A 26,916-nucleotide genomic window follows, 5' to 3' on the forward strand; every position below is an offset into this window, starting at 1 on the left:
GCGACCTTCGCGACGCGGCTGGCCCATGTCCAGCCGCGTCGCCCGAAGAAAGAATTACATTTGGATATCGACATGGTGCTTTCGCGTCCGCAGCAAGAATCGTAATTTAACCGTTATGGCGCTTGGACCGACACGAGGTGTTTCGGTTCTCGGCCGGCGCGTGCCGCCCCACCCCGCTACAATCCCATCCCTGCGCCGTCACTCGTTTCCCCCATCATGCGTACCGATACCTCCGTCACCATCAGACGCCAGAATTACCTTCCGTTTCCGTATGACATCACGACGGTCAGGCTGGAATTCGACCTCGACCCCGCGGACACCCTGGTCCGTTCGCTGCTGGAGGTACGGCGCACCGGCGAAGGCCCGCTGGTCCTGAACGGCGAAGACCTGGAACTGGTCTCGGTCAAGGTGGACGGCCGCGACTGGACCGGGCACTACCAGGAGGACGGCGGCACCTTGACGCTGGACGGCCTGGGCGCCCAGGCACAGGTCGAGATCGTCTCGCGCTGCCGGCCCGAGGCCAATTCCGCGCTGATGGGGCTCTACGTCTCGAACGGCGTCTTCTTCACGCAATGCGAGGCCGAGGGCTTTCGCCGCATCACCTGGTTCCCCGACCGGCCCGACGTCATGTCGCGGTATTCGGTGGTGCTGCGGGCCGACAAGAAACGCTTCCCGCAGCTATTGTCCAACGGCAACCTGGTCAAGCAGACCGACCTTGCCGACGGCCGCCACGAGGCGCATTGGGAAGACCCGTTCCCCAAGCCCTGCTACCTGTTCGCGCTGGTGGCCGGCACCCTGACCTGGCGCGAGTCCCGCCTGCGCACCCGATCGGGCCGCGAGGTGCTGCTGCAGGTCTACAGCGACCCCGGCAGCGAGGACAAGACCCGGTACGCGCTGGAGTCGCTGGAACGCGCGGTGCGCTGGGACGAACAGCGCTTCTCGCTCGAGCTGGACCTGGACCGCTTCATGATCGTGGCGGCGCGCGACTTCAACATGGGGGCCATGGAGAACAAGGGCCTGAACATCTTCAACGCCGCCTACGTGCTGGCCGATCCGGAAAGCGCCACCGACGCCAACTTCAGCGCCATCGAGGCGGTAATCGGCCACGAATACTTCCACAACTGGACCGGCAACCGTGTCACTTGCCGCGACTGGTTCCAGCTTAGCCTGAAGGAAGGCCTGACGGTCTTCCGCGACCAGGAATTCACCGCCGACATGATGGCGCAGGGACTGGATGCCGAGGCAGCCGCCAGCGCGCGCACGGTCAAGCGCATCGACGACGTCGTGACGCTGCGCGCGGCCCAGTTCCCCGAGGACGCCGGCCCGATGGCCCATCCCATCCGGCCCGAAAGCTATCAGGAAATCGGCAACTTCTACACCGCCACCGTCTACGAGAAAGGCGCGGAAGTCATCCGCATGCAGCAGACGCTGCTGACGCCGGCGGGATTCACGCGCGGGCTGGCCGAGTACTTCCGCCGGCACGACGGCCAGGCCGTGACCTGCGACGACTTCGTGGCCGCGATGGAATCGGTGTACGCGCAAGATCATCCCGGACGCGACCTGTCCGTGTTCAGGCGCTGGTACAGCCAGGCCGGCACGCCGCGGGTGCGGGTGACGATCGAGCACGACGCCGCCGCGCGGCGCTGCACCGTCACACTGGCCCAGCGCTGCGAGCCGGTGGGCGTGGAGCGCCTGCCGGGCGAGCCGGCCAAGCTGCCCTTCCACATTCCCTTCGCCATCGGCCTGCTCGACGCGCAGGGCCAGCCCTTGCCGCTGAAACAGGCCGACAGCCACGAGGTGCGCGACACCGCCCTGCTCGAACTGACCACCGAGCGCGCGCAATGGACCTTCGAGAACGTCGATGCCCGGCCCGTGCCTTCGCTGCTGCGCGACTTCTCCGCGCCCGTCATCGTCGAATACGACTACTCCGACCACGAACTGGCGCTGCTGATGCAGCACGACGGCAATGCCTTCGCCCGCTGGGAAGCCGGGCAGCAGCTGGCCACCCGCGTCATTCTGGCGGCCACCCGCGAACGGCAGGAAGGCAAGCCTTTCGCGCTGCACCCCGACTTCATCGAAGCCTGGCGCTCGGTGCTGACCGCGCCGGGACTGGATGCCGCCTACCGGGCCCGCGCCCTGACACTGCCGTCGGAAAAGACGCTGGCCGAACACATGGACAAGGTCGATCCGGTGGCTCTGGCCGCCGTGCGCGACGACACCCTGAGCGCGCTCGGCCGCGCGCTGGCGGACGACTGGCGCGCCGCGGTCCAGGCCAACCAGACGCCGGACGACTACTCGCCCGATCCCATCAGCGCGGGCAGGCGCGCGCTGAAGAACCTCGCGCTGGCCACGCTGATGGCTGGCGGCGTGGACGGCGCGACGGAACTGGCGCTGGGCCAATACGACACGGCGCGCAACATGACGGACCGGTTGTCGGCGCTGTCCTCGCTGGTCAACTTCGGCGCGCCCGACGCCGCCGCGCGAGTGCTGGCCGACTTCTACGAGCGCTGGCAGCACGACCCGCTGGTGGTGGACAAATGGTTCGCCCTGCAGGCAACCGCCCGGGGCACCACGGTCCAGACCGTGGAAGGCCTGATGGCCCATCCCGCGTTCTCGCTGCGCAATCCCAACCGCGCCCGCTCGCTGGTCTTCCAGTTCTGCCTGAACAACCCCTACGGCTTTCACCGCGCCGACGGCAGCGGCTACCGCTACTGGGCCAGCCAGGTCCTGGCGCTGGATGCCCTCAACCCCGAAATCGCCGCCCGCCTGGCGCGCGCGCTGGACCGCTGGGTCCGCTACGTGCCCGGGCTGAGCGAACCGATGCGGCAGGCCCTGCAACAGGTGCGCAGCCACCCCGGCCTGTCGCGCAACGTTACCGAAATCGTTTCTAAAGCCCTGGAGATCGCCGCATGAAGCGCAAGACGCTCACCCAATTCCTGATCGAGCAGCAGCGCGGATCCGCCGCCCTGCCCGCCGAAGTCCGCCTGCTGATCGAAATCGTCGCCCGCGCCTGCAAGGCCATCGGCCACGCGGTCGGCAAGGGCGCGCTGGGCGGCGTGCTGGGCAGCCTGGAGTCCGAGAACGTCCAGGGCGAAGTGCAGAAGAAGCTGGACGTGCTGTCCAACGAGATCCTGCTGGAAGCCAACGAGTGGGGCGGCCAGCTGGCGGCCATGGCCTCCGAGGAAATGGAAACCGTCCACCTCATCCCCACCCACTACCCCAAGGGCGAATACCTGCTGCTGTTCGATCCGCTGGACGGCTCCAGCAACATCGACGTGAACGTGTCCATCGGCACGATCTTCTCGGTGCTGCGCGCGCCCGCCGAGGCCCGCGGCCGCGAGATCACCGAACAGGACTTCCTGCAGCCCGGCACGCAGCAGGTGGTGGCGGGCTACGCGCTGTACGGTCCGCAGACCATGCTGATCCTGACCGTGGGCACCGGCGTGTTCGGCTTCACCCTGGACCGCGAACTCGGTTCGTGGGTGCTGACCCAGGAGAACATCCGCATTCCGGCCGACACCAAGGAATTCGCGATCAACATGTCCAACATGCGCCACTGGGCACCGCCCGTGCGCCGCTACGTCGAGGAATGCCTGGCCGGCAAGACCGGCCCGCGCGGCAAGGACTTCAACATGCGCTGGATCGCCTCCATGGTGGCCGACGTGCATCGCATCCTGAACCGCGGCGGCATCTTCATGTATCCGTGGGACGCGCGCGAACCGACCAAGCCCGGCAAGCTGCGCCTGATGTACGAAGCCAACCCCATGAGCATGCTGGTGGAACAGGCCGGCGGCGCATCGACCAACGGCCTGCAGCGTATCCTGGACATCGAGCCCGCCGCGCTGCACGAACGCGTCAGCGTGATCCTGGGTTCGAAGAACGAAGTCGACCTCGTCACCAAATATCATCACGAGGCGGGTTGAGAAAGCCCCCTGCGCGCCTCGCGCGCAGGGGGATCAGAACAGTTCGAAATACTCGCGCTGTTCCCACTCGCTCACTTCGAGATTGAAGCGGGCGATCTCGGCTTCCTTGATGTGGCAGAAGTAATCCACGAAGCCGGCTCCCAGCCCCTCGCTCAGCACCGTATCCTCGCGCAGGCATCCCAGCGCCTCGGTCAGCGTGTGCGGCAAGTTGGCGGCCGGGGTCTCGTAGGGCGCGTCAGCCGACGGCCCGGGATCGAGGCCGCGGGCGATCCCATCCATGCCCGACAATACCTGCGAGGCGAAATACAGATAGGGATTCGCCGCGGGTTCGCCCACCCGGTTCTCGATGCGCGTCGCGGAATCGCCCACGCCGCCCAGCACGCGCAGCATCACGCCCCGATTGTCCCGCCCCCAGATCGCCCGATCGGGCGCGAGCGAATACGGCCGGTAGCGCTTGTAGCCATTCAGGGTCGGCGTCGACAGCGCGGTGGCGCCGCAGGCATGGGCGAGCAGCCCGCCCAGGTAGTGGCGCCCCACCGGCGACAGGTCCTGCCCCGCCTCGGTGGGCACGAAGGCATTGCTGCCGTCGGCCAGGCGACGCAGGGATTGATGCAGGTGCCAGCCGCTGGACACCACGTTCGGAATGCGCGGGCGGCACATGAAGGTGGCGTGGAAACCTTCGCGGCGGCATACCTGCTTGACCGCGTTGCGGAACAGGATCATGTCGTCGGCCGTCTTCAGCGCATCGCCCGGCGCGAAGGTGAACTCGAACTGGCTGGGACCGAACTCCACCTCCAGCGAACGCAGCGGCAGGTCCAGCTGCTGTGTCGTCTTGCGCACCAGCTCCATGACCGAATCGACCGCGTCATAGCGCAGCTCGGTCAGGTACTGGTAGCCATGCGACATCAACTCGACGTCCGGGGGCATGCCAGGCTGGCCGGGCTGGCCCGCGTCTTCCGGACGCATATGGTGCTGCGCCACCTTGAAGACGTGGCACTCGACCTCCAGCCCCGTCATCAGGCCATATCCCGCCTCGTTCAGGTTCGCCAGGGTCTTGCGGAACAGCTGGCGAGTATCGAACGGCACCGGCACGCCGCTCTGGAAATACGTATCGCACAACAGCCAGCCAGTATTGGGCGCCCAGGGCAGGACCTTGAACGTGGTGGGGTCGGCCACCATCAGGACGTCGGCGGCACCCTGCATCTCGGGGCGGCTGAAGCCGCCGCCGGACGTGAACACCGGGAACACCGTCCGGTGCGACGTATCCTTGGCGTACATGGTGGTGGTGATGGTGACGCCGCTCCTGAGCGCGCGCACCGCCTCCTGGGCCACCAGCGTCTTGCCGCGCAGGATCCCGTGCTGGTCGGGGAAGGAAAAGCGCACGACGTCCAGCTTGCCGCCCTCCAGGGCGGCGATGACGTCGCGCGCGGCCAGTTGCTGGGCCTCGGACCACAGGCCGAACCGATCAACGAAAGACATGTCGCCCCCTACGCCGCCCACTCGGAACTCTTGCGGCGCTTCTCGTCCGCGACCTTCCAGTAATCGCTCCAGGTATCGTCCGGCCCGATGCCGTCGATGGAAGGCGGACCGGTGAATTCGCCGGCCTTCGACTCGTCGATCACCATCAAGGCTTTCTCGCCGCGCCCGGCCTGGTCGATGGCCTCGAGCAGCAGGCGGCGATAGGCGACGATGCCCTTGTCGGTGGAACCCAGGTGCTCGCGGGTGCGGTCCTGGATCCTGCCCTGCGATTCGACGGCCCACTGATCGTGCACGTTGATGTCGTGCCCCATCCCGGTATAGGTCTGCGTCGCCTGCTCTTTCGAATCGTAGCCGTAGTTGTTGAAACGGCCCACGCGCGGCATGTAGTCCGGCAGTTCGTACAGCGCCAGGCGCTGGTCGCGCATCTGCTGCTTGTTCACCGGCTGGCCGAAGCTGGTGAAGATGGCGTACCAGTAGCAGCTCTCGTCATCGATCGGCACATGCCATTGCGCGATCGTCATCTCGGAGCTCATGGGGATGATGAAGGCCTGCGGGAAGACGAGGTTGGTCACGCGCACATGGGTCTGCTCGTCGCCCAGCCGGCGCAGCGCGGTCAGGCGCAGCCCGTAGTTGGCGGGATCGACCTTGATCTCGGGGCGGTCGTACTCGCGCAGCACCTTGGTGATGGGCAGGTTGGAATCGGCCGACGCGCCGCGGAACTGCTTGCCGTAGCTGGCCTCGGTATCGCCATCCTCGAAGAAGCGGTGCAGGTACGAGGCGTGGGCGGGATCGATGCCGACCTCCAGCGCCTGCAGCCAGTTGCAGTCGAGGTAGCCCTTGAAGGCGAAGGTGTATTCGTTCGGAGCGACGAAGCAGTCGAAGTGGGGAAATGCCGGGGGTTCGCCTTCGCCGACGTAGGCGAACAGGAGGCCGCTCTTCTCGACCACGGGATAGGATTTCTGCTTGATGCGCTGGGGCAGCTTGCTGCCTTCCGGTTCGGCCGGCGTCTCCAGACAGGCGCCGTTGACGTCGAACAGCCAACCGTGGAACAGGCAGCGCAATCCGCCATCCTCCAGGCGGCCGAACGCCAGGTCGGCGCCGCGGTGCGGACAGTCGCGATCGAGCAGGCCGTAGCGGCCCTCCTCGTCCCGGAACAGCACGAAATGCTGCCCCATCAGCTTGACCGGACGGATGGGGCGGTCGCCCTCCAGTTCGTCGACCAGGGCAACGGGCTGCCAATACTGGCGCAGCAAGGTGCCGGCCGGCGTGCCCATCCCCACACGGGTGATGCGTTCATTCTGCTCAGGGGACATACGAACTCCATTGGGGTGGTGCGATGTATGCAAGATACTATTCTATGGATCCAATGATGTAAACCCGTGCCCTTCCCCCTGCGCTTCCCGAAGACCTAAAAAATCAAAAATATAAAAATAATCGTTTAATTTCATACACTTAAATAAAACATCGTTTTCCCTACCCCTTGAAGCCACAAGGCCCGGATAGGGCAGGAATAGCCGGCTTCCTCAAAACTGGATCCAGTCATTCAATTCGATACAATGAGGCGCCAAGTGAATCGCGCCGCACCACGAGCGTGCCCGCGCTGCACTCGCCAAGGAGAGCGACATTGGAATCGCAACAGACGCGCGTATTGGTGCAACTGCGGGACCTGATACTGAAAGGGGAATTCGCGCCCGGCGAGCGCCTGGCCGAGATTCCGCTGGCCGAGAAACTGGGCGTCTCGCGCACGCCCATCCGCCTGGCGCTGGCCGCCCTGGAACAGGAAGGGCTGATCGAGCCCTCGCCCACCAATGGCTACATGATGCGGCGCTTCACCCCGCGCGAGATCCATGACGCCATCGCGGTGCGCGGGCACCTGGAAGGCATGGCCGCCCGCCTGGTGGCCGAACACGGCGTCTCGCGCCAGTTGTCGCTGGATCTGCGGGCCTGCCTGCAGGACGGCGACCGCGCCGTCAACAAGGCCGAGATGACTTACGACGACTATGCCCTGTACGGGGAAATGAACGATCGCTTCCACAAGCTCGTCATCGACGCCGCCGGCAACTTCGCGCTGGCGCGCGCCATAGAAATGAACAACCGCCTGCCCTTCGCCTCGCCCAGCACCATGCTGCCGATGCAGAACACCGGGGATGAGCGGCAGAAATGGATGGTCTATGCCCACCTCCAGCACCACCGGCTGGTGCAGGCCATGGAGAAAGGCGAAGGCGCCCGCGCCCAGGCGCTGGCCGAGGAACACGTGGATGTCGCGCAAATGAACCTGGAATACGCGCTCGAGCGCCCGGAAACCGCCGCCCAGCTCCTGCCGGCCATGAAGATCGTGCTGGGCAAGGCCTGACGCATGGCCGCCGACGGACGACCGCAACATACCGACTGGCCTGGCGTCGCGCTGGGCGTGACCTGCGGCATCCTGGTCGCGCTGTGCGTGGGCAAGATGCCGCCCGCGCTGCCGCTGCTGCAGCAGGACCTGGGATTGGGCCTGCGCGAGGTGGGCTGGGTCGTCTCCCTGTTCAGCACCATCGCTACCCTGTGCGCGGCCGGCATGGGGCTTCTTTCCGGTCGCGTCGGCGCCTGGCGCTTCACCCTGGTCGGCCTGTGCGCGCTGGTGACTGGGGGCCTGATGGGCGCGGTGTCCGACAGCTACGCCATGCTGCTAGCCAGCCGCATCCTGGAAGGCACCGGGCAGATCGCCATCGTCGTGTCGGTGCCCGCGATGCTGACGGCGCTCAGCGCGCCGCACCAGACCCGCCTGGTGCTGGCCCTGTGGTCGGCCTACATGCCGCTGGGCATCAGCCTGGCGCTGCTGACGGCGCCGCTGCTGCTCGAGGACGGCCACTGGCGCCTCCTGTGGGCCCTGATCGCCGGCCTGACGGCGGTGTGCGCGGCGTGGGTGGGGCTCTGGCGCTCGCGCTACATCCACCCCAGGCCGGCACGCTCGCTGGACTGGCGCAAGCTGACGGGCGGGCTGCGCCAGGTCGTGCCCTGGGTGCTGGCGCTGTCGTTCACGTTCTACGCCATCCAGTTCTTCACGGTCATGACCTTCCTGCCGACCTGGGCCATCCAGGAACGCGGCCTGTCGCTGCGCACCGCTTCCCTGCTGACCGCCATCGTGATCTTCTTCAACGCCGGCGGCTCGGTGCTGGGGGCTTCGCTGCTGCAGCGCGGCCTGCGCGGCAGCTCACTGATCATGACGGCCCATGTCGTCGTCGGCCTGTCCGCCTGCGCGATTTTCTCGGACTGGCTGCCGGACGCCGTCCGCTTCGGGGCCTGCCTGAGCCTGAACCTGATCGGCGGAACCCTGCCCGCCGCCACCTTGTCGGCCTCGCCGCGCCTGGCCAGGAGCCCGGACCAGATCGCCAGCTTGCAGGGACTGTTCCTGCAAGGCTCCAACCTGGGGCAGTTCGCGGCCGCCCCGCTGGTGACCTGGGCCGTCACACTGTCCGGCGCGGTGCCGGACTGGTCCCATGCCCTGCCGCTGATGGCGCTGTGCGCCACGATCGGCCTGGGCCTGGGCATCTTCGCCCGCTCGCGGGGGCTATGAAAATGGCCATGGCGCTTGCCGCCATGGCCGTTCCCTGAACCCTCGTGCCTTAGATGTAGATGATCAGCGCGACCACGCCGATGATCAGCGCCGCCTTGGTCAGGCGGTAGACCGTGCGGTTCCAGTTCTTGAGCCGGCGGCGATACTGCCCCGCCACCCACACGACATAGAACAGCTTGTTGATCAGGCCCGTCTTGTCGCCGTCTTCATTGGGCGAACTGGCGGCGGTCATGACCTTGCGCCCCATCCACTTGTTGAAGGCCTGCGCCCAGCGATAGCGTAGCGGCCGCTCGACGTCGCAGAACAGGATGATGCGGTCACGGTCGGTCCCGTTCTCGGCCCAGTGGATGAAGGTCTCGTCGAACACCACGCTCTGCCCGTCGCGCCAGCTGTAGCGTTCGCCGTCCACCTCGATGAAGCAGCGGTCGTCGTTGGGCGTCTCCAGCCCCAGGTGGTAGCGCAGCGAACCGGCGAATGGATCCCGATGGGGATTGAGCTTCGCCCCGGGCGGCAGTTCGGCGAACATGGCCGCCTTGACCTCGGGAATGCCGCGCAGGATCTCGACCGTGCGGGGGCAGTACTCGTGCGCGGACGGATGCTGGGCCTCGTACCACTTCAGGTAGAACCGTTTCCAGCCCGACTTGAAGAAGGAATTGAAGCCCGCGTCGTTGTTCTTTTCCGCCGCGCGTATGCGCTGCGCGTCGCGCAGTTGTACCGCCTCGTCGCGGATGATCTCCCAGTTGTCGTCCAGCGCCTGCAGCGCCGGCAACTGCCGCACCGGGATGTAGGGCACGGCGGGCACCCGGGAAAACAGGTACATGAACGCGTTCACGGGCGCCACGATCGAGGAATGGTCGAACAACTGCCTGAAGAAGCGCAGCCGGACCTTGCCCCGGAAGTGTACGTAGCCGATGGCGCCCAGGTACAGCGCGACGATGATCCATTTCATGTTCAGTCCTATCCCCCTATACCTCTAGCACGGTGGAGCCGGTGGTCTTGCGGGCGGCCAGCGATTCGTGGGCCTGGGCGATGTCCTCGAGCCTGAAGCGCTGCTCGATGCGCGGCTTGATCTTGCCCGCCACGACCAGTTCGAACAGGTCGGCCGCCGCGGCCTGCATTTTTTCCAGAGTGTCCACGTGATGCGCCACGGTGGGCCGCGTCACGAACAACGAGCCCTTCTGCGCCAGGACGCCCAGGTTGACCCCGGAGACCGCGCCGGACGCGTTGCCGAAGCTGACCATCAGGCCCCGCTGCTGCAGGCAGTCGAGCGACGTTTCCCAGGTGTCCTTGCCCACGCCGTCGTAAACCACCGGCACCTTCTTGCCCTTGGTCAGTTCGAGCACGCGCTGGGCGACGTTCTCGCGGCTGTAGTCGATGACCTGCCACGCGCCGTTGGCCTTGGCCAGTGCCGCTTTTTCCGGCGAGGACACCGTACCGATCAATTTTACGCCCAATGCCTTCGCCCACTGGCACGCGATCAGGCCGACGCCGCCGGCCGCGGCATGGAACAGGATGGTCTCGTTGCCCTGCAGGCGGTAGGTCTGGCGGAACAGGTACTGCACCGTCAGCCCCTTGAGCATGATGGCCGCGGCCTGGTCGAAACCGACGCCGTCCGGAATGCGGACCACCTGGAAGGCGGGCATGTTGCGCACTTCCGCATAGGCGCCCAGCGGGCTCTGCCCGTAGGCCACGCGGTCGCCCACCTTCAGGTGCCGGACCTTGGGCCCCACCGCATCCACCACCCCGGCCGCCTCGAACCCCAGCACGGCGGGCAGCCGGGTCGGATACAGGCCGGTCCGGAAATAGATGTCGATGAAATTCAGACCGACGGCGTGCTGCCGGATCCGGACTTCGCCGGGGCCGGGAGCGGGCACGTCGACGTCAACCAGCTTGAGCACTTCGGGGCCGCCGTGCTGCTCGATGCGTATCGCCTTGGACATCTGGAATCTCCTTGATGGGCAATGGTCATGCCGCATTCTAATCGCGCATACAATCGCGGAGAATATCGGCCGCGCCCCGATGCGAGGCGCCGTCCGCCCACCCTCAAGGTACGCATGTGAAGACCGATCCGCGCTTTCCCAACCTGTTCATCCTCGATCATCCGCTGATCCAGCACAAGCTGACCCACATGCGCGACAAGAACACGTCGACGCGGACGTTCCGCCAGTTGCTGCGCGAAATCTCGCAACTGATGGGCTACGAGGTCACCCGCAACCTCCCGCTGGCACAGCGCCCGATCGAAACGCCCATGACGGCCATGGACGCGCCGGTCATCGCCGGCAAGAAGCTCGCGGTGGTGCCGGTGCTGCGGGCGGGCAGCGGCATGGCGGACGGACTGCTGGACCTGGTGCCCTCGGCCCGGGTCGGCCATATCGGCCTGTATCGCGACGACCAGCACCGGCCGGTGGAATACCTCGTGCGCCTGCCCGAACTCGAGGGCCGAACCTTCATCCTGTGCGATCCGATGATAGGCACGGGCTATTCGGCCGCCCACGCGGTGGAAGCGCTGAAGAAGCGCGGCGTGCCGGCCTCGAGCATCATCTTCGTCGCGCTGGTGGCCTCGCCCGAGGGCATGCAGGTCTATTGCGACCACCACCCCGACGTCCCCATGTACCTGGCGTCGCTGGACGACTACCTGGACGAGAACGCCTACATCGTGCCGGGTCTGGGCGACGCCGGCGACCGGCTCTTCGGCACCAAGAACTAGGCCGCTACCAAGCCGACGCATCGTCCGCGCCCGCCGGCCCCGACGCGGCCACCAGCGCCGCCAGCACGCCGGCGGTCTCGGCATCGAACACGCCGTCGTAGCGCGCAGGCCGGTAGTGCATCTGGAACGCCGCGACGACCGCCTGCATGTCGTGCGGGGGCGCATCGCCGTGCGGCACCGCGTACCCTACCCGCGCCAGCTGGCGCCGGGCCCATTCCATGTCGGGCAGCCCCTGCGACGCGAAGCGCGCGCCCAGCGCCTGGGCCACCGACTCGTCATACCATCGGCCCACGCCTTCGCGGGCCAGCTCGCGCCACGGAAACAGCGGACCGGGGTCCTGCTTGCGCAGCGGCGCGATGTCGCTGTGGCCGACGATGTTTTCCGGCGCGATCCCGTGGCGGTCGGCGATATCGCGCACCAGCGCCCGCACGGCCCGGATCTGCGACGGCCGGTATGGCTGCCACGCCGGCGTCCCGTCGGCGGCCGTCCCGACCGGCCCGCGATTCACGATCTCTATGCCTATCGAACTGCGATTGAGCCAGGTGTAGCCGCTCCACTCGCTCTGGCCGGCATGCCAGGCGGCCCGGCTCTCGTCCACCAGCCGGTAGATGCGCGGCGGCTCGTCGTCGGTGACCAGGTAGTGGCTGCTGACCTCCCCCCGGCTGAGCGTACCCAGTGCCCGCGTCGACTCCGACACGGTGTAGTGGAGCACGATGAATTGCACCCGGCTGCCCTGGCTGCGCGCGCGAATGGACGTGTCGATGTCCAGGCCATGCCTGCCGGGCGCCATCGGCGCGCAGCCCTGGAGCGCGAGCAGGCCGGCCAGGCCGAGCATGGCCAGGGGCGAGTACGGGAAACGTCGCGTCATCTAGGCGGGTTCCTTGGAAGCGGTTTCGAGCAACCAGGCCCGGAAAGCGATCAGGGCCGGATGATCACGGCGCTGCACGGGCGTGCAAAGCACGTAGCCGCGGGGCAGTTCGACCGGCACGTCGAAAGGCACGACCACCCGGGCCGACTCGACCTCGTCGCGTACCAGGCAGCGCTGCAGCACGGCCAGCCCCATGTCGGCCATGACCGCGCGCACCAGTATGGACACCTGGTCGAAGCCGTTGGCCAGGCGGGGCGCCGCCTCGACGCCCACCGCCTGGAACCAGTGCGGCCAGTTGCCTTTGGCATTGGTGTGATACAGCAGCGGCTCGTCCAGCAGCTCGGCCGGATGTTTCCAGCGCCCCGCGGCCCGTCGGGCGGCCAGCCGGTCCGGATGGCAGATGACCACGATGTCCTTACCGATGACGTAGTCGCACTGCCATTGCGGCCATTGCTCCGGCACGCCGCTCAGGATGGCGGCATCGGGCATGGCACCCGAAAAATCCTCGTCCCGGCGATAGGCCGAGAAACTCAGCTCGACCTGTGGATGCCGGCGGTGGAAGTCCGGCAGGCGCGGCACCAGCCAGACGCTGGCAAGCGTCGGGACCACCGACAGGCTCAACTGGTGCCGGCGCGCGGCGGCCCGCAGCTCCGCGCTGATCGCCTCGATGGCCTGCAGCGGGCCGGCGGCATCGGCCAGGCGCCGGCCCGCCTCGGTCAACGCCAATCCATGCGCGCTGCGGGCCATCAGGGGCTGCCCGAAATGGTCCTCCAGCCGGGCGATGGCGCGGCTGATCGCGCCCTGGGTCACGCACAGCGTCTGGGCGGCCTTGGTAAAGCTGCCCAGTTGCGCCGCCGTCACGAAGGCGTGCAGTTCCGACATGGAGGGAGAATGGATGCGCATACTGCTCTTGCATTACCAAACGTAATGCCTCGGTGAAATATAGTCGTTTGTCGCACGATCGTAAATTTCTGACACTTCGTGGCAACCCAACACCCCGCTACGCTACGGAGACTCCCCATGCGCCCATCCCTGGTCCGCCCCCGCCACCTTCTCCTCGCCGCCGCCTGTGCGATCCTGCCGGGCGCGGCCGCCCATGCCGCCGACGCCTACCCGTCGCGCCCCATCCGGCTGATCGTGCCCTTCGCCCCCGGCGGTTCGACCGACATCGTGGCTCGCCTCATCGCCGAATACGCGGGCCGCGAGCTCAAGCAGCCCGTCGTGGTGGAGAACAAGGGTGGCGCCGGCGGCGCGCTCGGCATGGAAATGGTGGCCCGCGCCCCGGCGGACGGCTACACCATCGGCATGGCCACCGTCAGCACGCACGGCTCGAACCCGGCCATCTACCCCAATCTCAAGTACGACGCGCGCAAGGACTTCGCTCCCATCGCCAACGTACTGGCCATTCCCAGCGTATTCGCGGTGCATCCGTCGGTGCCCGCCCGCAACATGAAGGAATTCATCGCGCTGGCGAAGGCCCAGCCCCGGAAGTACTCGTTCGCCTCGCCCGGCGTCGGCTCGCTGGGCCATGCCAACATCGAGAACTTCATGATGCTGTCCGGCATCCAGCTGCTGCACGTACCCTACCGCGGCGCCGGGCCGGCCTTGAACGACGCGCTGGCCGGCCAGGTCGACGCCATCACGGACAACCTGTCGTCCACCCTGCCCCATCTGCAGGCCGGCCGCCTGCGCCCGCTGGCCGTGCTGGGCGCCCAGCGTTCGCCGCTGCTGCCCGAGGTTCCCACTTATGCCGAACTTGGCTTTTCCGAAATGGGCACGGGCGGCTGGTTCGGGCTGGTCGCGCCCGCCGGCACGCCTCCCGGGGCCATCGCCCGCCTGAACCAGGCGGTGCGCAAGGCCATGCAGCTTCCCGATTTCCAGAAGAAGGCCGAAGACGCGGGCGGCACGCTGGTGCCGACCACGCCCGAGGAATTCGCGCGGCAGATCGACCAGGCGCTCGACCGCTACGCCAAGGTCGCCAAGGCGGCGAACATCCAGGCGCAATAAGCATGGCCGCGCTTCCCCCGCAGCCGGTCGTACGGCGCGATCCGACCGGCTCCGTCCTGCCGCTGGTGTGCGACTCGCCTCACAGCGGCACATGCTATCCGGAGGACTTCGGCGCGGCGCTGCCCCTGGCACGCCTGCGCCAGGGCGAGGACACGCATGTCGACGCCCTGTGGTCGGCCGCGCCCGATCACGGCGCGACGCTGATCGCCGCCACCTTTCCCCGGGTCTACATCGACCCCAACCGGACGCTGGCCGATCTCGATCCGGCGCTGCTGGCCGAACCCTGGCCGCAGGCGCTGGCGCCCACCGAGAAGACCCGGCTCGGCAAGGGGCTGATATGGGCCAGGATGGACGCGGCCACGCCCATCTACGACCGAAGGCTGTCGGCACGGGAGGTCCGCCGCCGCATCGACACCTGCTACCTGCCCTATCACGAGGCACTGGACCGGGCGGTGCGGGAACGCCACGCCCAATTCGGCGCGCTGTGGCACCTGAACCTGCACTCCATGCCCAACGACGTCTACGAGCGGCTGGGCATCCGCAGCCCGCATCCACTGGCCGACTTCGTGCTGGGGGATCGCGATGGCACGACCTGCGAGCCGGCGTTCGTCGCGCTGATCGAAGAGGCGCTGCGCGGCATGGGCTATACCGTTGCCCGCAACGATCCCTACAAGGGCGTGCAGCTCATCGCCCGCCTGGGTCAGCCGGCGCAGCGGCGCCACAGCCTGCAGATCGAGATCCGCCGGCCTGTCTACATGGACGAGGCCAGCCGCGAACGCAACGCGGACTTCGAACGCGTACGGGCCGACCTGACCGCCCTGCTGGCCCGGATCGCGGCCTACGTCCGCGATCGCCTGCCGCGCTGAAAGCCGGGAAGGCGGCGCGCCTTCAGTGTGCGCCGCCCGCATCGGCCGGCGCTCCCGCCCCGCGCTTGCCGGGCTTGGCCAGCCAGACCATCGCGGTCAGGACCAGGAAGATGATGGCCGAACCGTAGAAGATGTCCACCACCGACATGGTCAGCGCCTGCCCGTTGATCAGGTTGTTGATCGAGGCCAGCGCCTGCTCCGGCGACATGCCCGCGCCCTGCATGCTCGAGAGCGCCTGCGACGTGGCCCCGCTGCCGGAAGCGATGTGCTCGGTCAGGTGGGCATGGTGCATGGCCGCCCGGTCTTCCCACATCGTGGTCGAGATGGAAGTGCCGAATGCCCCCGCGGTGATCCGCAGGAAATTCGACAGGCCCGAGGCGCTGGCGATCTTGTCGGGCGGCAGCCCGGCCAGCGTCAGCGATACCAGCGGCACGAAGAAGGCGGCCATCCCCGCGCCTTGCAGCACGGTGGGTTCGAGCAGGGTCACGATGTCGGACTGCGGCGTGAAGTTCGAGCGCATGAAGCTGACGGCGGCGAACACGCCGAAGGCGATCGTGACCAGGATGCGGGGATCCGTGCGCGCCAGCATGCGGCCGACGATGGGCGTGAACACGATGGCCAGCAGCCCGATGGGCGCGGTGACCATGCCGGCGTCGGTGGCCGTATAGCCCATCTGCGTCTGCAACCATAGCGGCAGCAGCACCACGTTGCCGAAGAACACCGCATAGGCGATCGACAGCGTCAGCGCGCCCACGGTGAAGTTGCGTCCCGCGAAGAGGCGCAGGTCCACGACGGGGTGCCGGTCGGTCAGTTCCCAGATGACGAAGAACACGAAGCCGACCACCGCGACCACCGCCAGCATCACGATGGTGCCGCTGGCGAACCAGTCAAGTTCCTTGCCCTTGTCCAGCATGATCTGCAGCGCGGCGATCCAGACCACCAGCAGCACCAGGCCCATGGTGTCGATGGGCAGCTTGCGGATCGGCGACTCGCGCTTGTGGTAGATGCTCCAGCTCACCCATGCCGCCACCAGGCCGACCGGGATGTTGATGTAGAAGATCCAAGGCCACGAATAGTTGTCGGAGATCCATCCGCCCAGCAAGGGACCGGCCACGGGCGCCACCAGCGTGGTCATGGCCCAGAACGCGAGCGCCATGCCGGATTTTTCGCGCGGGTAGCTGCCCAGCATCAACGTCTGCGACAGCGGAATCATGGGGCCCGCCACCAGGCCCTGAAGCACGCGGAACGCGATCAGCGACTCCAGGTTGGGCGCCAGGCCGCATAGCCACGATGCGACGATGAACAGCAGCACCGAGGCGATGAACAGTCGCACCTGTCCGAAACGCATGGTCAGCCAGCCCGTCAGCGGCAGCGCGATGGCATTGGCCACCGCGAACGAGGTGATCACCCAGGTGCCCTGGCTGGTGCTGACCCCCAAGTCGCCCGAGATGGCCGGCAGGGAAACGTTGGCGATCGACGTGTCGAGCACGTTCATGAACACCGCCGCAGACAAGGCGATCGTGCCCAGCACGCGCTGGCCGCCCTGGAGCGGAGGATGAGTCGCCGGCGGGCCGCCGGGCGCGGGTTGCGCGGCCGGTTCGTCGGCCGGGGAGGAAGCGTTGGTCGTCATGGCAGCATCCGTGGCCGACGCCTTCCTACATCACGCCCGCGCCGTGGCGCGCGACCGCCATCTCGCCGCCGTTGTCGGCACGCACGGAGGTCGAGATGTGCAGGGGCGAGGTCTTGGCCACCGCCGGCTTGGCCTCGGCCGCGCGGCCGCCCAGATTCTGGGCGATGGTGGCGGCCACCAGGGCGTCGGCGTCCTCGCGGGCATGGTCCATGACCGTGGTCGAATAGGCGGGCGCGGTGCGCGCCGCCTCGGCCAGCGCCGGGCCGTCGGTGGACGACACGTCCACCGAGACGTTCATCGACAGGCCCACGCGCAGCGGATGCGCCTCGATCTCCTTGGGATCCAGGGCGATGCGCACCGGCACGCGCTGCACCACCTTGATCCAGTTGCCGGTGGCGTTCTGGGCCGGCAGCAGCGCGAAGGCACTGCCGGTACCGGCGCCCAGGCCGGCGATCTTGCCGTGGTACTCGACCTTCGAGCCGTAGACATCCGCCTCCAGCGTGACCGGCTGGCCGATGCGCATGCGGCCCAGTTGCACTTCCTTGAAGTTGGCATCCACCCATACCTGGTCCAGCGGCACGATGGTCATCAGCGAAGCGCCGGGCGCCACGCGCTGCCCCACCTGCGCGCTGCGCTTGGCCACATAGCCGGTCACGGGCGCGGGCAACGAGGTGCGCGACAGGTTGATGTAGGCTTCGCGGACCTTGGCCGCGGCGCCCAGGACGTTGGGATGCTGCTCGACGCTGGTGCCATCGGTAAGCGCGGTATTGGTGGCAAGCTGTTCGCGCGCGGCCACCAGGGCCGCCTGCGCCGAGGCCAGCGCCGACTTGGCGTTGCTGACGGCGGTTTCGGCGTGCAGCAGTTCCTCGCCGCTGACCGCGCCGGACGAGGCCAGCTCCTGGCGGCGCTTGGCGTCGTTCTGGGCCTTGGCAAGATCGGCCTTGGCACGCTCGATGTCGGCCTGGCGCACCGCGATGTTGGCGCTCAGCGCGCCGTTGTTGGCATACAGGGTGCGCACCTGGCGCACGGTCTGGGCCAGCGCGGCCTGGGCCTGGTCGAGCGCGACCTGCGCGTCGGCCTTGTCCAGCAGGATCAGCGGATCGCCGGATTTCACGTAGTCGGTGTCATCGGCCTGGATGGCGACCACCGTGCTGGCGATCTGGGGTGTGATCTGCACCAGGTTGCCCTGCACATAGGCGTCGTCGGTGCCTTCGTAGTGGCGGGCCACCAGCGCCCACCACGCGCCGTAGGCGACGGCGGCCACGACGAAGACGCCGGCGGCGCCCAGCAGCAGTTTCTTGCGGGGGTTCTTGGAAGCTTGTTGTGCGGTTTCCATCTCTTTTTCCCTTGCGCCGCGCTGCGCGCGGCATGAACAGGTATTCGACTCGTTCGGCTAGCGCGCGGCCGCGGCGACCGGCTCGGCCGGGCCGGCGGGCAGTTCCGCGCCGCCGCCCAGCGCCTTGGCCAGCGCGACGTCCAGCGTCAGCGCGCGGGCCTTCAGGTCGGTATCCAGCCGGGTCTGCGTCAGCACCGCGCTCTGCGCGGTCAGCACGCTCAGGTAATTGCCCAGGCCCGCCCGATAGCGCTTGACCGCCAGCTCGTAAGCCTGCTCGATGGCCTCTCGGGCCTTGCGCTGCTCGCCGCTCTCGCGGTCCAGCGCGCGGATCGACGCCAGCGTGTCGGCCACTTCGTTGACGGCGTGCAGCACCGCCTGGTTGTAGGACGCGATGGCCAGGTCGGTGTCCGCCGCCCTGCCCTTCAGGTTGGCGTTGAGCCGCTCGCCCTCGAAGATCGGCAGGGTGACGGCGGGGCCGATGCCGATGATCTGGCTGCCGGACTTGAACAGATTGGACAGCCCCAGCGCCGAGGTACCGACGAAGCCCGCCAGGTTGATGTCGGGATAGAACATGGCCTTGGCCGCGTCGACGTTGCGCTGGGCCGACTCGACCCGCCACCGGGCGGCGACGATGTCGGCGCGCCGGCCCAGCAGCGACAGCGGTATGCTGGCCGGCACCTCGGTGCCCGGCGACACCAGGGGCACGGGCCGGATGGCCGCGCCGCGCTCGGGTCCGGTTCCCGCCAGCGCGGCCAGTTCGTTGCGTTGCAGGGCGATGCTTTCATCGACCTGCGCCAGTTGCGTGCGGGCCTCGGCCAGCGTCGAATCGGCCTGCTTGACTTCCACCTGCGTATCCAGGCCCGAGGCGTAGCGCTGGCGGGTCAGGTCGGCCACGCCCTCGCGCTGCCCGATGGCGGCCTGGAGCACGTCGCGCTGCGCGAACAGCCGCTGCAGGTTGAAATAGGCCGACCCCACCGCGCTGGCCAGGATGCCCACCGCCGCCTGGTTCTCCGCCTGCGCCGCCCGGCTTTCGGACAGCGCCGCCTTCAGCAGCGACCCGTTCTTGTTCCAGAAATCCAGCTCATAGCTCACGTTCAACGCCAGCCGCGAGTCGGTGCGCACGCCGCCGGCCAGCGGAGCCGGGATGGCTCCGTGTTCGGTATAGCGCTGGCGGGTGGCGGTGAAGGTGCCGTCGACCCGGGGCAGGCCATTGGCGCGGGCGGTGCCCACGGCGGCCTCGGCGCGCGCCAGGCGGGCCTGGGCGATGACGATGGACGGGTTGCCCGCGATGGCCTCGTCGACCAGGCGATCCAGTTGCGCATCGCCGTAGCGATGCCACCACTGCTGCACCGGCCACTGCACGTCGGCCTGCGCCATCCCCAGCGTGGGCGCATCGACCAGGCGGGCGTGCGAGGCGCCGTCCCGGTCCATGCCCGCGCACGCGGCCAGGGCGGCGACCAGGGGCACTAGCAAGAGTTTTTTCATGGAAGCTTACGATCCGCTGAATTTAATTGCCTTGCCTATTACTGCTTAGGCAGTCATAAAAACGAAACAAGGGCCGCGCCCTGACGGCCCGGCCTCAGCCGCGCTGGGCGCCGTTGGCCGCCATGCGGCGCAGCAAGGACTTCAACTGCTGGACTTCCTGTTCGGAAAAATCGCGGGTGTGCAGGTTGACCGCGTCGTGCAGGCGCTGCGGAACCTGCTCGGTGGCGCGCACGCCCTCTTCCGTCAGTTCCAGCTTGATGACCCGGCGGTCTTGCGCGCTGCGCACCCGCCGTATCAACCCCTTGGATTCAAGGCGGTCGAGCATGCGCGTCATGGCGCCGGTGTCCGAACAGGCGCTGCGAGCCAGTTCGGCGGCCGTTTCCCCCCGCCCCATGGCGAGCAGCATCAGCGGCCCCCATTGCATGGCGGTCAGGTCGAGCGCGGTCATCTCGGCATCGACGGCGCGCTGCAGCGACAAATGGGCCTGCTTGATCAGATAGCCCACGCTTTCCTCCGGATCGTAGCGCCGAATCAGTTCGGCCAGCTCCGGCGAAATGCGGGGAGACGAGGTGGAATCTGCCATGCCGGCATTATTGCTGCATAGGCAATGGTTGTCAATGCAGTAATAGACCCACTTATAGTCCCTGCTCGCGACAGGGACTTCATGACCGCGTCACGCGCGGACGGTATCAGCGCCGCTTGCCCAAGAGCGAACCGAGCAGCCCGCGAGTCAGGTCGCGCGCGAGTTGGGTGCCCATCGAACGCACGGCGCTGCGGGCGGCCGACTCCAGCACGCCTTCGCGGCGGCCGCCCCGGGGGCCGGTGGACCCGAACAGGATGTCGCGCAGGCCATCGGCCAGTCCCCCCCCGGACGCGGGTGGCTGCCCGGGCTGGGCCGGCGCCGAGGCGCCCGCGGCGGCCCCGTCCGCCCCGCCGGCGCGGGCGGCCAGGAGTTCGTAGGCCGACTCCCGGTCGACGGCCTTTTCATAGATCCCCGCCACCAGCGACGACTGGCGCAGCGCCTGCCGCTCGGCCTCGGTGGCCGGGCCGATCCGGCTGCCCGGCGCCACGATGTAGGCGCGCTCGGTCGGCCCCGGCCGGCCCTTTTCGTCCAGCAGCGAGACCAGCGCCTCGCCCACGCCCAGTTCTGTGATCGCGGCGGCGATGTCCAGGCCCGGATTGGGCCGCATCGTATCGGCCGCCGATTTCACGGCCTTCTGGTCGCGCGGCGTGAAGGCCCGCAGCGCATGCTGCACGCGGTTGCCGAGCTGGCCCAGCACCGTCTCGGGAATGTCCAGCGGATTCTGGGTGCAGAAATAGACGCCCACCGCCTTGGAGCGGATCAGCCGGACCACCTGCTCGATCTTGTCCAGCAGGGCCTTGGGCGCATCGTTGAACAGCAGGTGCGCCTCGTCGAAGAAGAACACGAACTTCGGCTTGTCGGTGTCGCCGGCCTCGGGCAGGTGCTCGAACAGCGTCGACAGCATCCATAAAAGGAAGGTCGCATACAGCGTGGGGGACTGCATCAGCTTGTCGGCGGCCAGGATGTTGACCATGCCGCGCCCCTGGGCATCCGTCTGCATCAGATCGTCGATGTTCAGCATGGGTTCGCCGAAGAAGCGGTCGCCGCCCTGCGCCTCGAGCGCCAGGAGGCCGCGCTGGATCGCGCCCACCGAGGCGGCCGAGACGTTGCCGTAGCGCGTCTTGAACTGGGCGGCGTTGTCGCCCACGTACTGCAGCATGGCCCGCAGGTCCTTCAGGTCCAGCAGCAGCATGCCGTTGTCGTCGGCGATGCGAAATACCATGGTCAGCACGCCGGCCTGGGTGTCGTTCAGGTTCAGCATGCGGCCCAGGAGCAGCGGCCCCATGTCGGAGACCGTGGCCCGCACCGGGTGCCCCTGTTCGCCGAAGACGTCCCACAGCGTGGCCGGGCTCGCGCCCCAGTCCGGTTCGTCCAGCCCCAGCGACTTGAGCCGCTCCTGCAGCTTCGGCGTGGGTACGCCGGCCTGGGAAATCCCGGTCAGGTCGCCCTTGACGTCGGCCATGAACACCGGCACGCCCTGGCGCGAAAAGGCTTCGGCCATGACCTGCAGGGAGACCGTCTTGCCGGTGCCGGTCGCACCGGTGATGCAACCGTGGCGGTTGGCCATGCCCGGCAGCAGGAAAAGCTCGGTTTTGGCGTTCTTGGCAAGGAGGATGGGAGCGGCCATGATGGTTCCGTTGGGCAAACTGGGCGGCGGAGGTTTGCGGGGATTCTGTGCGCAAGGCCCCGCTCTTGTCAAAAGCCGCGCCAGGCCTGGCTCCGCGCCCCGATTCGGCACCGTTCGCAGGGTTGGGACAGTGCGCAGTCTGTGGTATTGGCAGCAAGTGGACATCCCTCCGGGCGCCGCCGACTGCCGGTCAAGCTAAAATGCCCCTTTCATCGTTACGACACAAGCGATTTCCATGGCCGGACATAGCAAATGGGCCAATATCCAGCACCGCAAAGGGCGCCAAGACGCCAAGCGCGGCAAGCTGTGGACCAAACTGATACGTGAAGTCACCGTGGCCGCCCGCGCGGGCGGCGCCGACCCCGACACCAACCCCCGCCTGCGCCTGGCGTGGGACAAGGCGACCGACGCCAACATGCCCAAGGACACCATCCAGCGGGCCATCGCGCGGGGCGCCGGCGGAGCCGACGGCGACAACTACGAGGAAGTCCGCTACGAAGGCTATGGCATCGGCGGAGCGGCCGTCATCGTCGACTGCATGACCGACAACCGCACGCGCACCGTGGCCGAGGTCCGCCACGCCTTCGCCAAGCACGGCGGCAACCTGGGCCAGGAAGGCTCGGTCGCCTTCATGTTCAAGCACTGCGGCCAGTTCCTGTTCGCCCCCGGCACGCCCGAGGACAAGGTCATGGAACTCGCGCTCGATGCCGGCGCCGAGGACGTCATCACCGACGACGAAGGCGTGATCGAGGTCATCTGTGCCCCCACCGACTACGTCGCCGTCAAGCAGGCCTTCGACGGCGCCGGCCTGAAGGCCGAGATGGACGGCGTCGTGATGAAGGCGCTGAACGAAACACCCCTGTCCGGCGAGGATGCCGAGAAAATGCAGAAGTTGCTGGACGTGCTGGAATCCCTGGACGACGTCCAGGAGGTCTACACCACCGCGGTCATGGACGAGTAACCCACATGAAGCTTCTCGTCATCGGCTCCGGCGGCCGCGAACACGCCCTGGCCTGGCAACTGGCCAAAGCCGCGAAGACCCAGAAGGTGTTCGTCGCCCCCGGCAACGGCGGCACGGCCCTGACCTCGCACCTGCAGAACGTCCCCATCACCGACCCGACGCAACTGGCCGACTTCGTCGAGAAGGAAGGCATAGGCCTGACGGTGGTCGGTCCCGAGGCCCCGCTCGCGGCCGGCGTGGTGGACATCTTCCGCGCGCGCGGACTGAAGATCTTCGGCCCGACCAAGGCCGCCGCGCAGTTGGAAAGCTCCAAGGACTTCGCCAAGGCCTTCATGGTCCGGCACGGCATCCCCACCGCCAAGTACCAGACCTTCACCGACCCGGCGCAGGCGCACGCCTACATCGACCAGGAAGGCGCGCCCATCGTCGTCAAGGCCGACGGCCTGGCCGCCGGCAAGGGCGTGGTGGTTGCCACCTCGGCCCAGGAAGCCCACGCCGCGATCGACGCCATGCTGGGCGACGGCACCCTGGGCCAGGCGGGCGCCCGCGTGGTGATCGAGGAATGCCTCGAGGGCGAGGAAGCCAGTTTCATCGTGCTGTGCGACGGCAAGCACGTGCTGCCGCTGGCCACCAGCCAGGACCACAAGCGCCTCAAGGACAACGACGAAGGCCCCAACACCGGCGGCATGGGCGCCTACTCGCCCGCCCCGGTGGTCACGCCCGAGCTGCATGGCCGCATCATGCGCGAGGTCATCTGGCCCACCATCCAGGGCATGGCCAAGGACGGCATTCCGTTCACCGGCTTCCTGTACGCCGGCCTCATGATCGGCCAGAACGGCATCAAGGTGCTGGAATTCAACTGCCGCATGGGCGATCCGGAAACGCAGCCCATCATGATGCGCGTCAAGAGCGACCTGCTGGAGGTCTTCGAGCACGCGGTGGCCGGCACGCTGGACCAGGCCAACATCGACTGGGACCGCCGCACCGCGCTGGGCGTGGTCATGGCCGCCCACAACTATCCCGGCACCCCGCGCGCCGGCGACGTCATCCGCGGCCTGCCCGCCGAAACGCCCGACAGCATGGTATTCCATGCCGGCACCACCGAAAGCGGCGGCGAGGTCCGGACCAGCGGCGGCCGGGTGCTGTGCGTCACGGCGCTGGGCGACTCCGCCCGGCTGGCGCAGCAGCGCGCCTACGACGTGCTGCAATCCATCCATTTCGACGGCGCGCAGTACCGCCGCGACATCGGCTGGCGGGCCATCACCCGCCGCAACGCCCCGGCGGAGCCCGGCACGGCATGAAGATAGACACCGCGCTGACCCGCGCCTATTTCACCGGCCTGCAGTCCCGCATCGTCCAGGGGCTGGAGGAAATCGAAGGCGGCCCCTTTCGCTCGGACGCCTGGGAACGGGCCGAAGGCGGGGGCGGCGTCTCCCGGCTGATCGAAGGCGGGCGGGTGTTCGAACGCGGCGGCGTGCTGTTCAGCCACGTAACCGGCGCCACGCTGCCGCCCTCGGCCAGCGCCCATCGCCCCGAACTGGCCGGACGCCCCTGGGAAGCCATGGGTGTCTCGCTGGTGATCCACCCGCGCAATCCTTACGTGCCCACCGTGCACATGAACGTGCGCGTCTTCATCGCCAAGTCCGTGCACGCCTCGGACGACGATGACGTGTTCTGGTTCGGCGGCGGCATGGACCTCACTCCGTATTATCCCTTCGAGGAAGACGCGGTCCATTTCCACCGCACCTGCAAGGCCGCGCTCGACCCCAGCGGCGGCGATCTCCATCCGCGCTTCAAGAAGTGGTGCGACGAGTACTTCTACCTCAAGCACCGCAAGGAAGCGCGGGGCCTGGGCGGCATCTTCTTCGACGACTTCAACGAAGGCGGCTTCGACCATGCCTTCGCCGCCACCCGCTCGGTGGGCGATGCCTTCCTGGAAGCCTACCTGCCCATCGTGCGCCAGCGCCTGGCGCTGCCCTACGGCGAACGCGAACGCGACTTCCAGGCCTACCGCCGCGGACGCTACGTCGAGTTCAACCTGGTGTTCGACCGTGGCACGCTGTTCGGCCTGCAATCGGGCGGGCGCACGGAGTCCATCCTGATGTCCATGCCGCCGCTGGCGCAATGGCGCTACGACTGGCACCCCGAACCCGGTTCGCCCGAGGCTCGCCTCTACGAACTGCTGCCCCCCCGGGACTGGGTTTGAGCGCGTCCACGGCACCGCGCATCGGTTTGCTGGGAGGCAGCTTCGACCCCATCCACGAAGCGCATCTGACCCTGGCCCGCACCGCGCTCGCCCATCTGGGCGCGGCTTCGGTCCAGCTCATACCCGCCGCCGCGCCCTGGCAGCGCCAGCCGCTGGCCGCCACGGCGGAGCAGCGCGCCGACATGGTCGCGCTGGCCATCGCCGGCCAGCCCGGCCTGGCCCTGAACCGGATCGAGATCGACCGTGGCGGCCCCAGCTACACCATCGACACCCTGCGCGCCCTGGCGGGCGGCACGGGTACGCCGGTTGCTGGAGACGCCCGCTACGTCTGGATCCTGGGGGCGGACCAATTGGCGAATTTCTGCACCTGGAATGAATGGCAGGGCATCGTCGCGCTGGCCGATCTCGCGGTGGCCGGCCGCCCTGGCAACGAACCCGAGCCGCCCGCCGCGCTCCATACGGAGCTGGCACGGCACGGGCGCACCCTGCACCGGCTGCCCATGCCCGAGATGGCGGTGTCCAGCTCCGGCATCCGGCAGCGGCTGGCCCGCGGCGAATCGGTCAACGGACTCGTTCCCCCCGCCGTACTTCGGTACATCACACAGCATCGCCTGTATCAGGCCTGAATATGGACATACGCAAACTACAACGCGCCGTCGTCGATGCCCTCGAGGACGTCAAGGCGCAGAACATCACGGTGCTGAACACCACCCACCTCACCAGCCTGTTCGACCGCGTCGTCATCGCAAGCGGCACCTCGAACCGGCAGACCCGCGCCCTGGCTTCCAGCGTGAGCGAGAAGATCAAGGCCCTGGGCGGCGAAGTCATCGCCACCGAAGGCGAGGAAACCGGCGAGTGGGTGCTGGTGGACCTGGGCGACATCGTCGTCCACATCATGCAGCCGGCCATCCGCCAGTACTACAACCTGGAAGAAGTGTGGGGCGGCAAACCGGTCCGTGTGAAATTGAGCCCCCCCCCTACGCGCTGACGCGCGCCCCCCAGGGGGCGATGCGGGTGGACCGGCAAAGCCGGATCCACCGCATCCTGGGTCTGGACATCTGACTAACGAGGCTGGGGGCATGAAGCTCATCATCATCGCCGTGGGGCATCGCATGCCGGGCTGGGTGGACGAGGCCTACGCGGACTATGCCAAGCGCATGCCGCCCGACCTGCCCATCGAGCTGCGCGAGGTGCGGCCGGAACCGCGTACCACGGGCAAGACCGCCGCGCAGATGCAGGCGCTGGAAGCCCGGCGCATCGAAGCCGCCCTGCCCGCCGGCGGACGCTGGCTGGCCCTGGACGAACGGGGCCGCGACCTGACCACGATGGACCTGTCCAGGCAGATGCAGCAATGGCGCGACGACGGCCGGGACGTCGCCCTGCTGATAGGCGGGCCCGACGGGCTCGACCCCGACCTGAAGCGCCGCTGCCACGGCATGCTGCGGCTGTCCAGCCTGACACTGCCGCACGGCATGGTGCGCGTGCTGCTGGCCGAGCAACTGTACCGGGCCTGGTCCATCCTGGCCAACCACCCTTATCATCGAGGCGGCTAGGATGAAACCCACCCTCTACCCGCTTACGCGGGCCCCCTCAAGGGGGCGACGCTGGCGGACCGGCAAAGCCGGATCCGCGGCGTCCTGGATCAACCAGCACCCGCTTCATCCGTCACGAAAGGCGCATCG

The 26,916-nt window shown here is 67.8% G+C and carries 24 protein-coding genes; 13 read left to right on the forward strand and 11 right to left on the reverse strand.

Features of this window, described 5'->3' with window-relative positions; translation table 11 throughout:
* Positions 1-216: 216 nt before the first annotated feature.
* Both pepN and WKR98_RS25955 read left to right on the forward strand, forming a co-directional pair.
* A complete protein-coding gene (pepN, locus tag WKR98_RS25950) occupies positions 217-2,913 on the forward strand; it encodes an aminopeptidase N (RefSeq protein ID WP_341435058.1) in 2,697 nt (898 codons plus the stop codon).
* A complete protein-coding gene (locus WKR98_RS25955) occupies positions 2,910-3,923 on the forward strand; it encodes a class 1 fructose-bisphosphatase (protein ID WP_124688731.1) in 1,014 nt (337 codons plus the stop codon). The genes pepN and WKR98_RS25955 overlap by 4 nt, the downstream gene beginning before the upstream one ends.
* Positions 3,924-3,956: 33 nt before the next feature.
* Here WKR98_RS25955 and WKR98_RS25960 read toward each other — a convergent pair whose 3' ends face one another.
* Together WKR98_RS25960 and WKR98_RS25965 are read right to left on the reverse strand one after the other, a co-directional pair.
* Positions 3,957-5,402 carry a glutamine synthetase family protein gene (locus WKR98_RS25960; RefSeq protein ID WP_341435059.1) on the reverse strand — a complete coding sequence of 482 codons (1,446 nt, stop codon included), beginning with the start codon at positions 5,400-5,402 and terminating at the stop codon, positions 3,957-3,959.
* Between the two features lie 8 nt (positions 5,403-5,410).
* Positions 5,411-6,715 (reverse strand): aromatic ring-hydroxylating dioxygenase subunit alpha, encoded by a 1,305-nt coding sequence (locus WKR98_RS25965; protein ID WP_341435060.1) that lies wholly within the window; start codon positions 6,713-6,715, stop codon positions 5,411-5,413.
* A 311-nt stretch (positions 6,716-7,026) separates the two neighbouring features.
* On the opposite strand from WKR98_RS25965, the gene WKR98_RS25970 reads away from it, so the two are divergent.
* Together WKR98_RS25970 and WKR98_RS25975 are read left to right on the forward strand one after the other, a co-directional pair.
* Positions 7,027-7,755 (forward strand): GntR family transcriptional regulator, encoded by a 729-nt coding sequence (locus WKR98_RS25970; protein ID WP_124688728.1) that lies wholly within the window; start codon positions 7,027-7,029, stop codon positions 7,753-7,755.
* A 3-nt stretch (positions 7,756-7,758) separates the two neighbouring features.
* Positions 7,759-8,958, forward strand: a complete 1,200-nt coding sequence (locus WKR98_RS25975) for an MFS transporter (protein WP_124688727.1) — start codon at positions 7,759-7,761, stop codon at positions 8,956-8,958.
* Positions 8,959-9,007: 49 nt separating this feature from the next.
* Here WKR98_RS25975 and lpxO read toward each other — a convergent pair whose 3' ends face one another.
* Together lpxO and WKR98_RS25985 are read right to left on the reverse strand one after the other, a co-directional pair.
* Positions 9,008-9,907 carry a lipid A hydroxylase LpxO gene (lpxO, locus tag WKR98_RS25980; protein ID WP_341435061.1) on the reverse strand — a complete coding sequence of 300 codons (900 nt, stop codon included), beginning with the start codon at positions 9,905-9,907 and terminating at the stop codon, positions 9,008-9,010.
* Positions 9,908-9,923: 16 nt separating this feature from the next.
* Complete coding sequence (locus WKR98_RS25985) at positions 9,924-10,898, reverse strand: quinone oxidoreductase family protein (protein WP_124688725.1); 975 nt, start codon at positions 10,896-10,898, stop codon at positions 9,924-9,926.
* A gap of 116 nt (positions 10,899-11,014) precedes the next feature.
* Here WKR98_RS25985 and upp point away from each other — a divergent pair, with 116 nt between their 5' ends.
* The gene (gene upp / locus WKR98_RS25990; protein ID WP_124688724.1) at positions 11,015-11,665 is read left to right on the forward strand and encodes a uracil phosphoribosyltransferase; all 651 of its coding nucleotides are present in this window, start codon (positions 11,015-11,017) and stop codon (positions 11,663-11,665) included.
* A gap of 4 nt (positions 11,666-11,669) precedes the next feature.
* Here upp and WKR98_RS25995 read toward each other — a convergent pair whose 3' ends face one another.
* Both WKR98_RS25995 and WKR98_RS26000 read right to left on the reverse strand, forming a co-directional pair.
* Positions 11,670-12,533 (reverse strand): N-acetylmuramoyl-L-alanine amidase, encoded by an 864-nt coding sequence (locus WKR98_RS25995; protein ID WP_341435062.1) that lies wholly within the window; start codon positions 12,531-12,533, stop codon positions 11,670-11,672.
* Positions 12,534-13,436, reverse strand: coding sequence for a LysR substrate-binding domain-containing protein (locus tag WKR98_RS26000; RefSeq protein WP_341435063.1), 903 nt, complete (start codon positions 13,434-13,436; stop codon positions 12,534-12,536). It lies immediately after the preceding gene.
* Between the two features lie 117 nt (positions 13,437-13,553).
* On the opposite strand from WKR98_RS26000, the gene WKR98_RS26005 reads away from it, so the two are divergent.
* On the forward strand, positions 13,554-14,540 hold the full coding sequence (locus WKR98_RS26005; protein ID WP_341435064.1) for a tripartite tricarboxylate transporter substrate binding protein BugE: 987 nt from the start codon (positions 13,554-13,556) through the stop codon (positions 14,538-14,540).
* Positions 14,541-14,542: 2 nt separating this feature from the next.
* Complete coding sequence (locus WKR98_RS26010) at positions 14,543-15,406, forward strand: N-formylglutamate amidohydrolase (protein ID WP_124688721.1); 864 nt, start codon at positions 14,543-14,545, stop codon at positions 15,404-15,406.
* A gap of 22 nt (positions 15,407-15,428) precedes the next feature.
* On the opposite strand, the gene WKR98_RS26015 is transcribed toward WKR98_RS26010, so the two are convergent.
* The 5 genes from WKR98_RS26015 to WKR98_RS26035 form a co-directional block, all read right to left on the reverse strand.
* Positions 15,429-17,036, reverse strand: coding sequence for a DHA2 family efflux MFS transporter permease subunit (locus WKR98_RS26015; RefSeq protein WP_341435065.1), 1,608 nt, complete (start codon positions 17,034-17,036; stop codon positions 15,429-15,431).
* A gap of 25 nt (positions 17,037-17,061) precedes the next feature.
* On the reverse strand, positions 17,062-18,372 hold the full coding sequence (locus tag WKR98_RS26020; protein WP_124688719.1) for an HlyD family secretion protein: 1,311 nt from the start codon (positions 18,370-18,372) through the stop codon (positions 17,062-17,064).
* Positions 18,373-18,429: 57 nt separating this feature from the next.
* Positions 18,430-19,857 (reverse strand): efflux transporter outer membrane subunit, encoded by a 1,428-nt coding sequence (locus WKR98_RS26025; RefSeq protein ID WP_341435066.1) that lies wholly within the window; start codon positions 19,855-19,857, stop codon positions 18,430-18,432.
* A gap of 94 nt (positions 19,858-19,951) precedes the next feature.
* On the reverse strand, positions 19,952-20,440 hold the full coding sequence (locus tag WKR98_RS26030; RefSeq protein WP_124688717.1) for a MarR family winged helix-turn-helix transcriptional regulator: 489 nt from the start codon (positions 20,438-20,440) through the stop codon (positions 19,952-19,954).
* A gap of 106 nt (positions 20,441-20,546) precedes the next feature.
* A complete protein-coding gene (locus tag WKR98_RS26035) occupies positions 20,547-22,067 on the reverse strand; it encodes a helicase HerA-like C-terminal domain-containing protein (protein ID WP_124688716.1) in 1,521 nt (506 codons plus the stop codon).
* A 235-nt stretch (positions 22,068-22,302) separates the two neighbouring features.
* Here WKR98_RS26035 and WKR98_RS26040 point away from each other — a divergent pair, with 235 nt between their 5' ends.
* The 6 genes from WKR98_RS26040 (at position 22,303) to rlmH (ending at position 26,787) form a co-directional block, all read left to right on the forward strand.
* Positions 22,303-23,028, forward strand: a complete 726-nt coding sequence (locus WKR98_RS26040) for a YebC/PmpR family DNA-binding transcriptional regulator (protein WP_124688715.1) — start codon at positions 22,303-22,305, stop codon at positions 23,026-23,028.
* Between the two features lie 5 nt (positions 23,029-23,033).
* Entirely contained in the window at positions 23,034-24,329 is a 1,296-nt protein-coding gene (purD, locus tag WKR98_RS26045; protein WP_124688714.1) for a phosphoribosylamine--glycine ligase, read from the forward strand.
* Positions 24,326-25,234: an oxygen-dependent coproporphyrinogen oxidase gene (gene hemF / locus WKR98_RS26050; RefSeq protein WP_124688713.1), complete on the forward strand. Its 909-nt coding sequence runs from the start codon at positions 24,326-24,328 to the stop codon at positions 25,232-25,234. Before purD ends, hemF begins: the two co-directional genes overlap by 4 nt.
* Positions 25,231-25,860 (forward strand): nicotinate (nicotinamide) nucleotide adenylyltransferase, encoded by a 630-nt coding sequence (gene nadD, locus WKR98_RS26055; protein ID WP_238160335.1) that lies wholly within the window; start codon positions 25,231-25,233, stop codon positions 25,858-25,860. The genes hemF and nadD overlap by 4 nt, the downstream gene beginning before the upstream one ends.
* 2 nt (positions 25,861-25,862) lie before the next feature.
* Entirely contained in the window at positions 25,863-26,222 is a 360-nt protein-coding gene (gene rsfS / locus WKR98_RS26060) for a ribosome silencing factor (protein ID WP_087841015.1), read from the forward strand.
* Positions 26,223-26,313: 91 nt separating this feature from the next.
* Positions 26,314-26,787, forward strand: a complete 474-nt coding sequence (gene rlmH, locus WKR98_RS26065) for a 23S rRNA (pseudouridine(1915)-N(3))-methyltransferase RlmH (protein ID WP_341435067.1) — start codon at positions 26,314-26,316, stop codon at positions 26,785-26,787.
* Positions 26,788-26,916 lie beyond the last annotated feature (129 nt).

It is taken from the genome of Pigmentiphaga sp. YJ18 (genome assembly GCF_038066655.1).
Lineage (GTDB): Bacteria > Pseudomonadota > Gammaproteobacteria > Burkholderiales > Burkholderiaceae_B > Pigmentiphaga.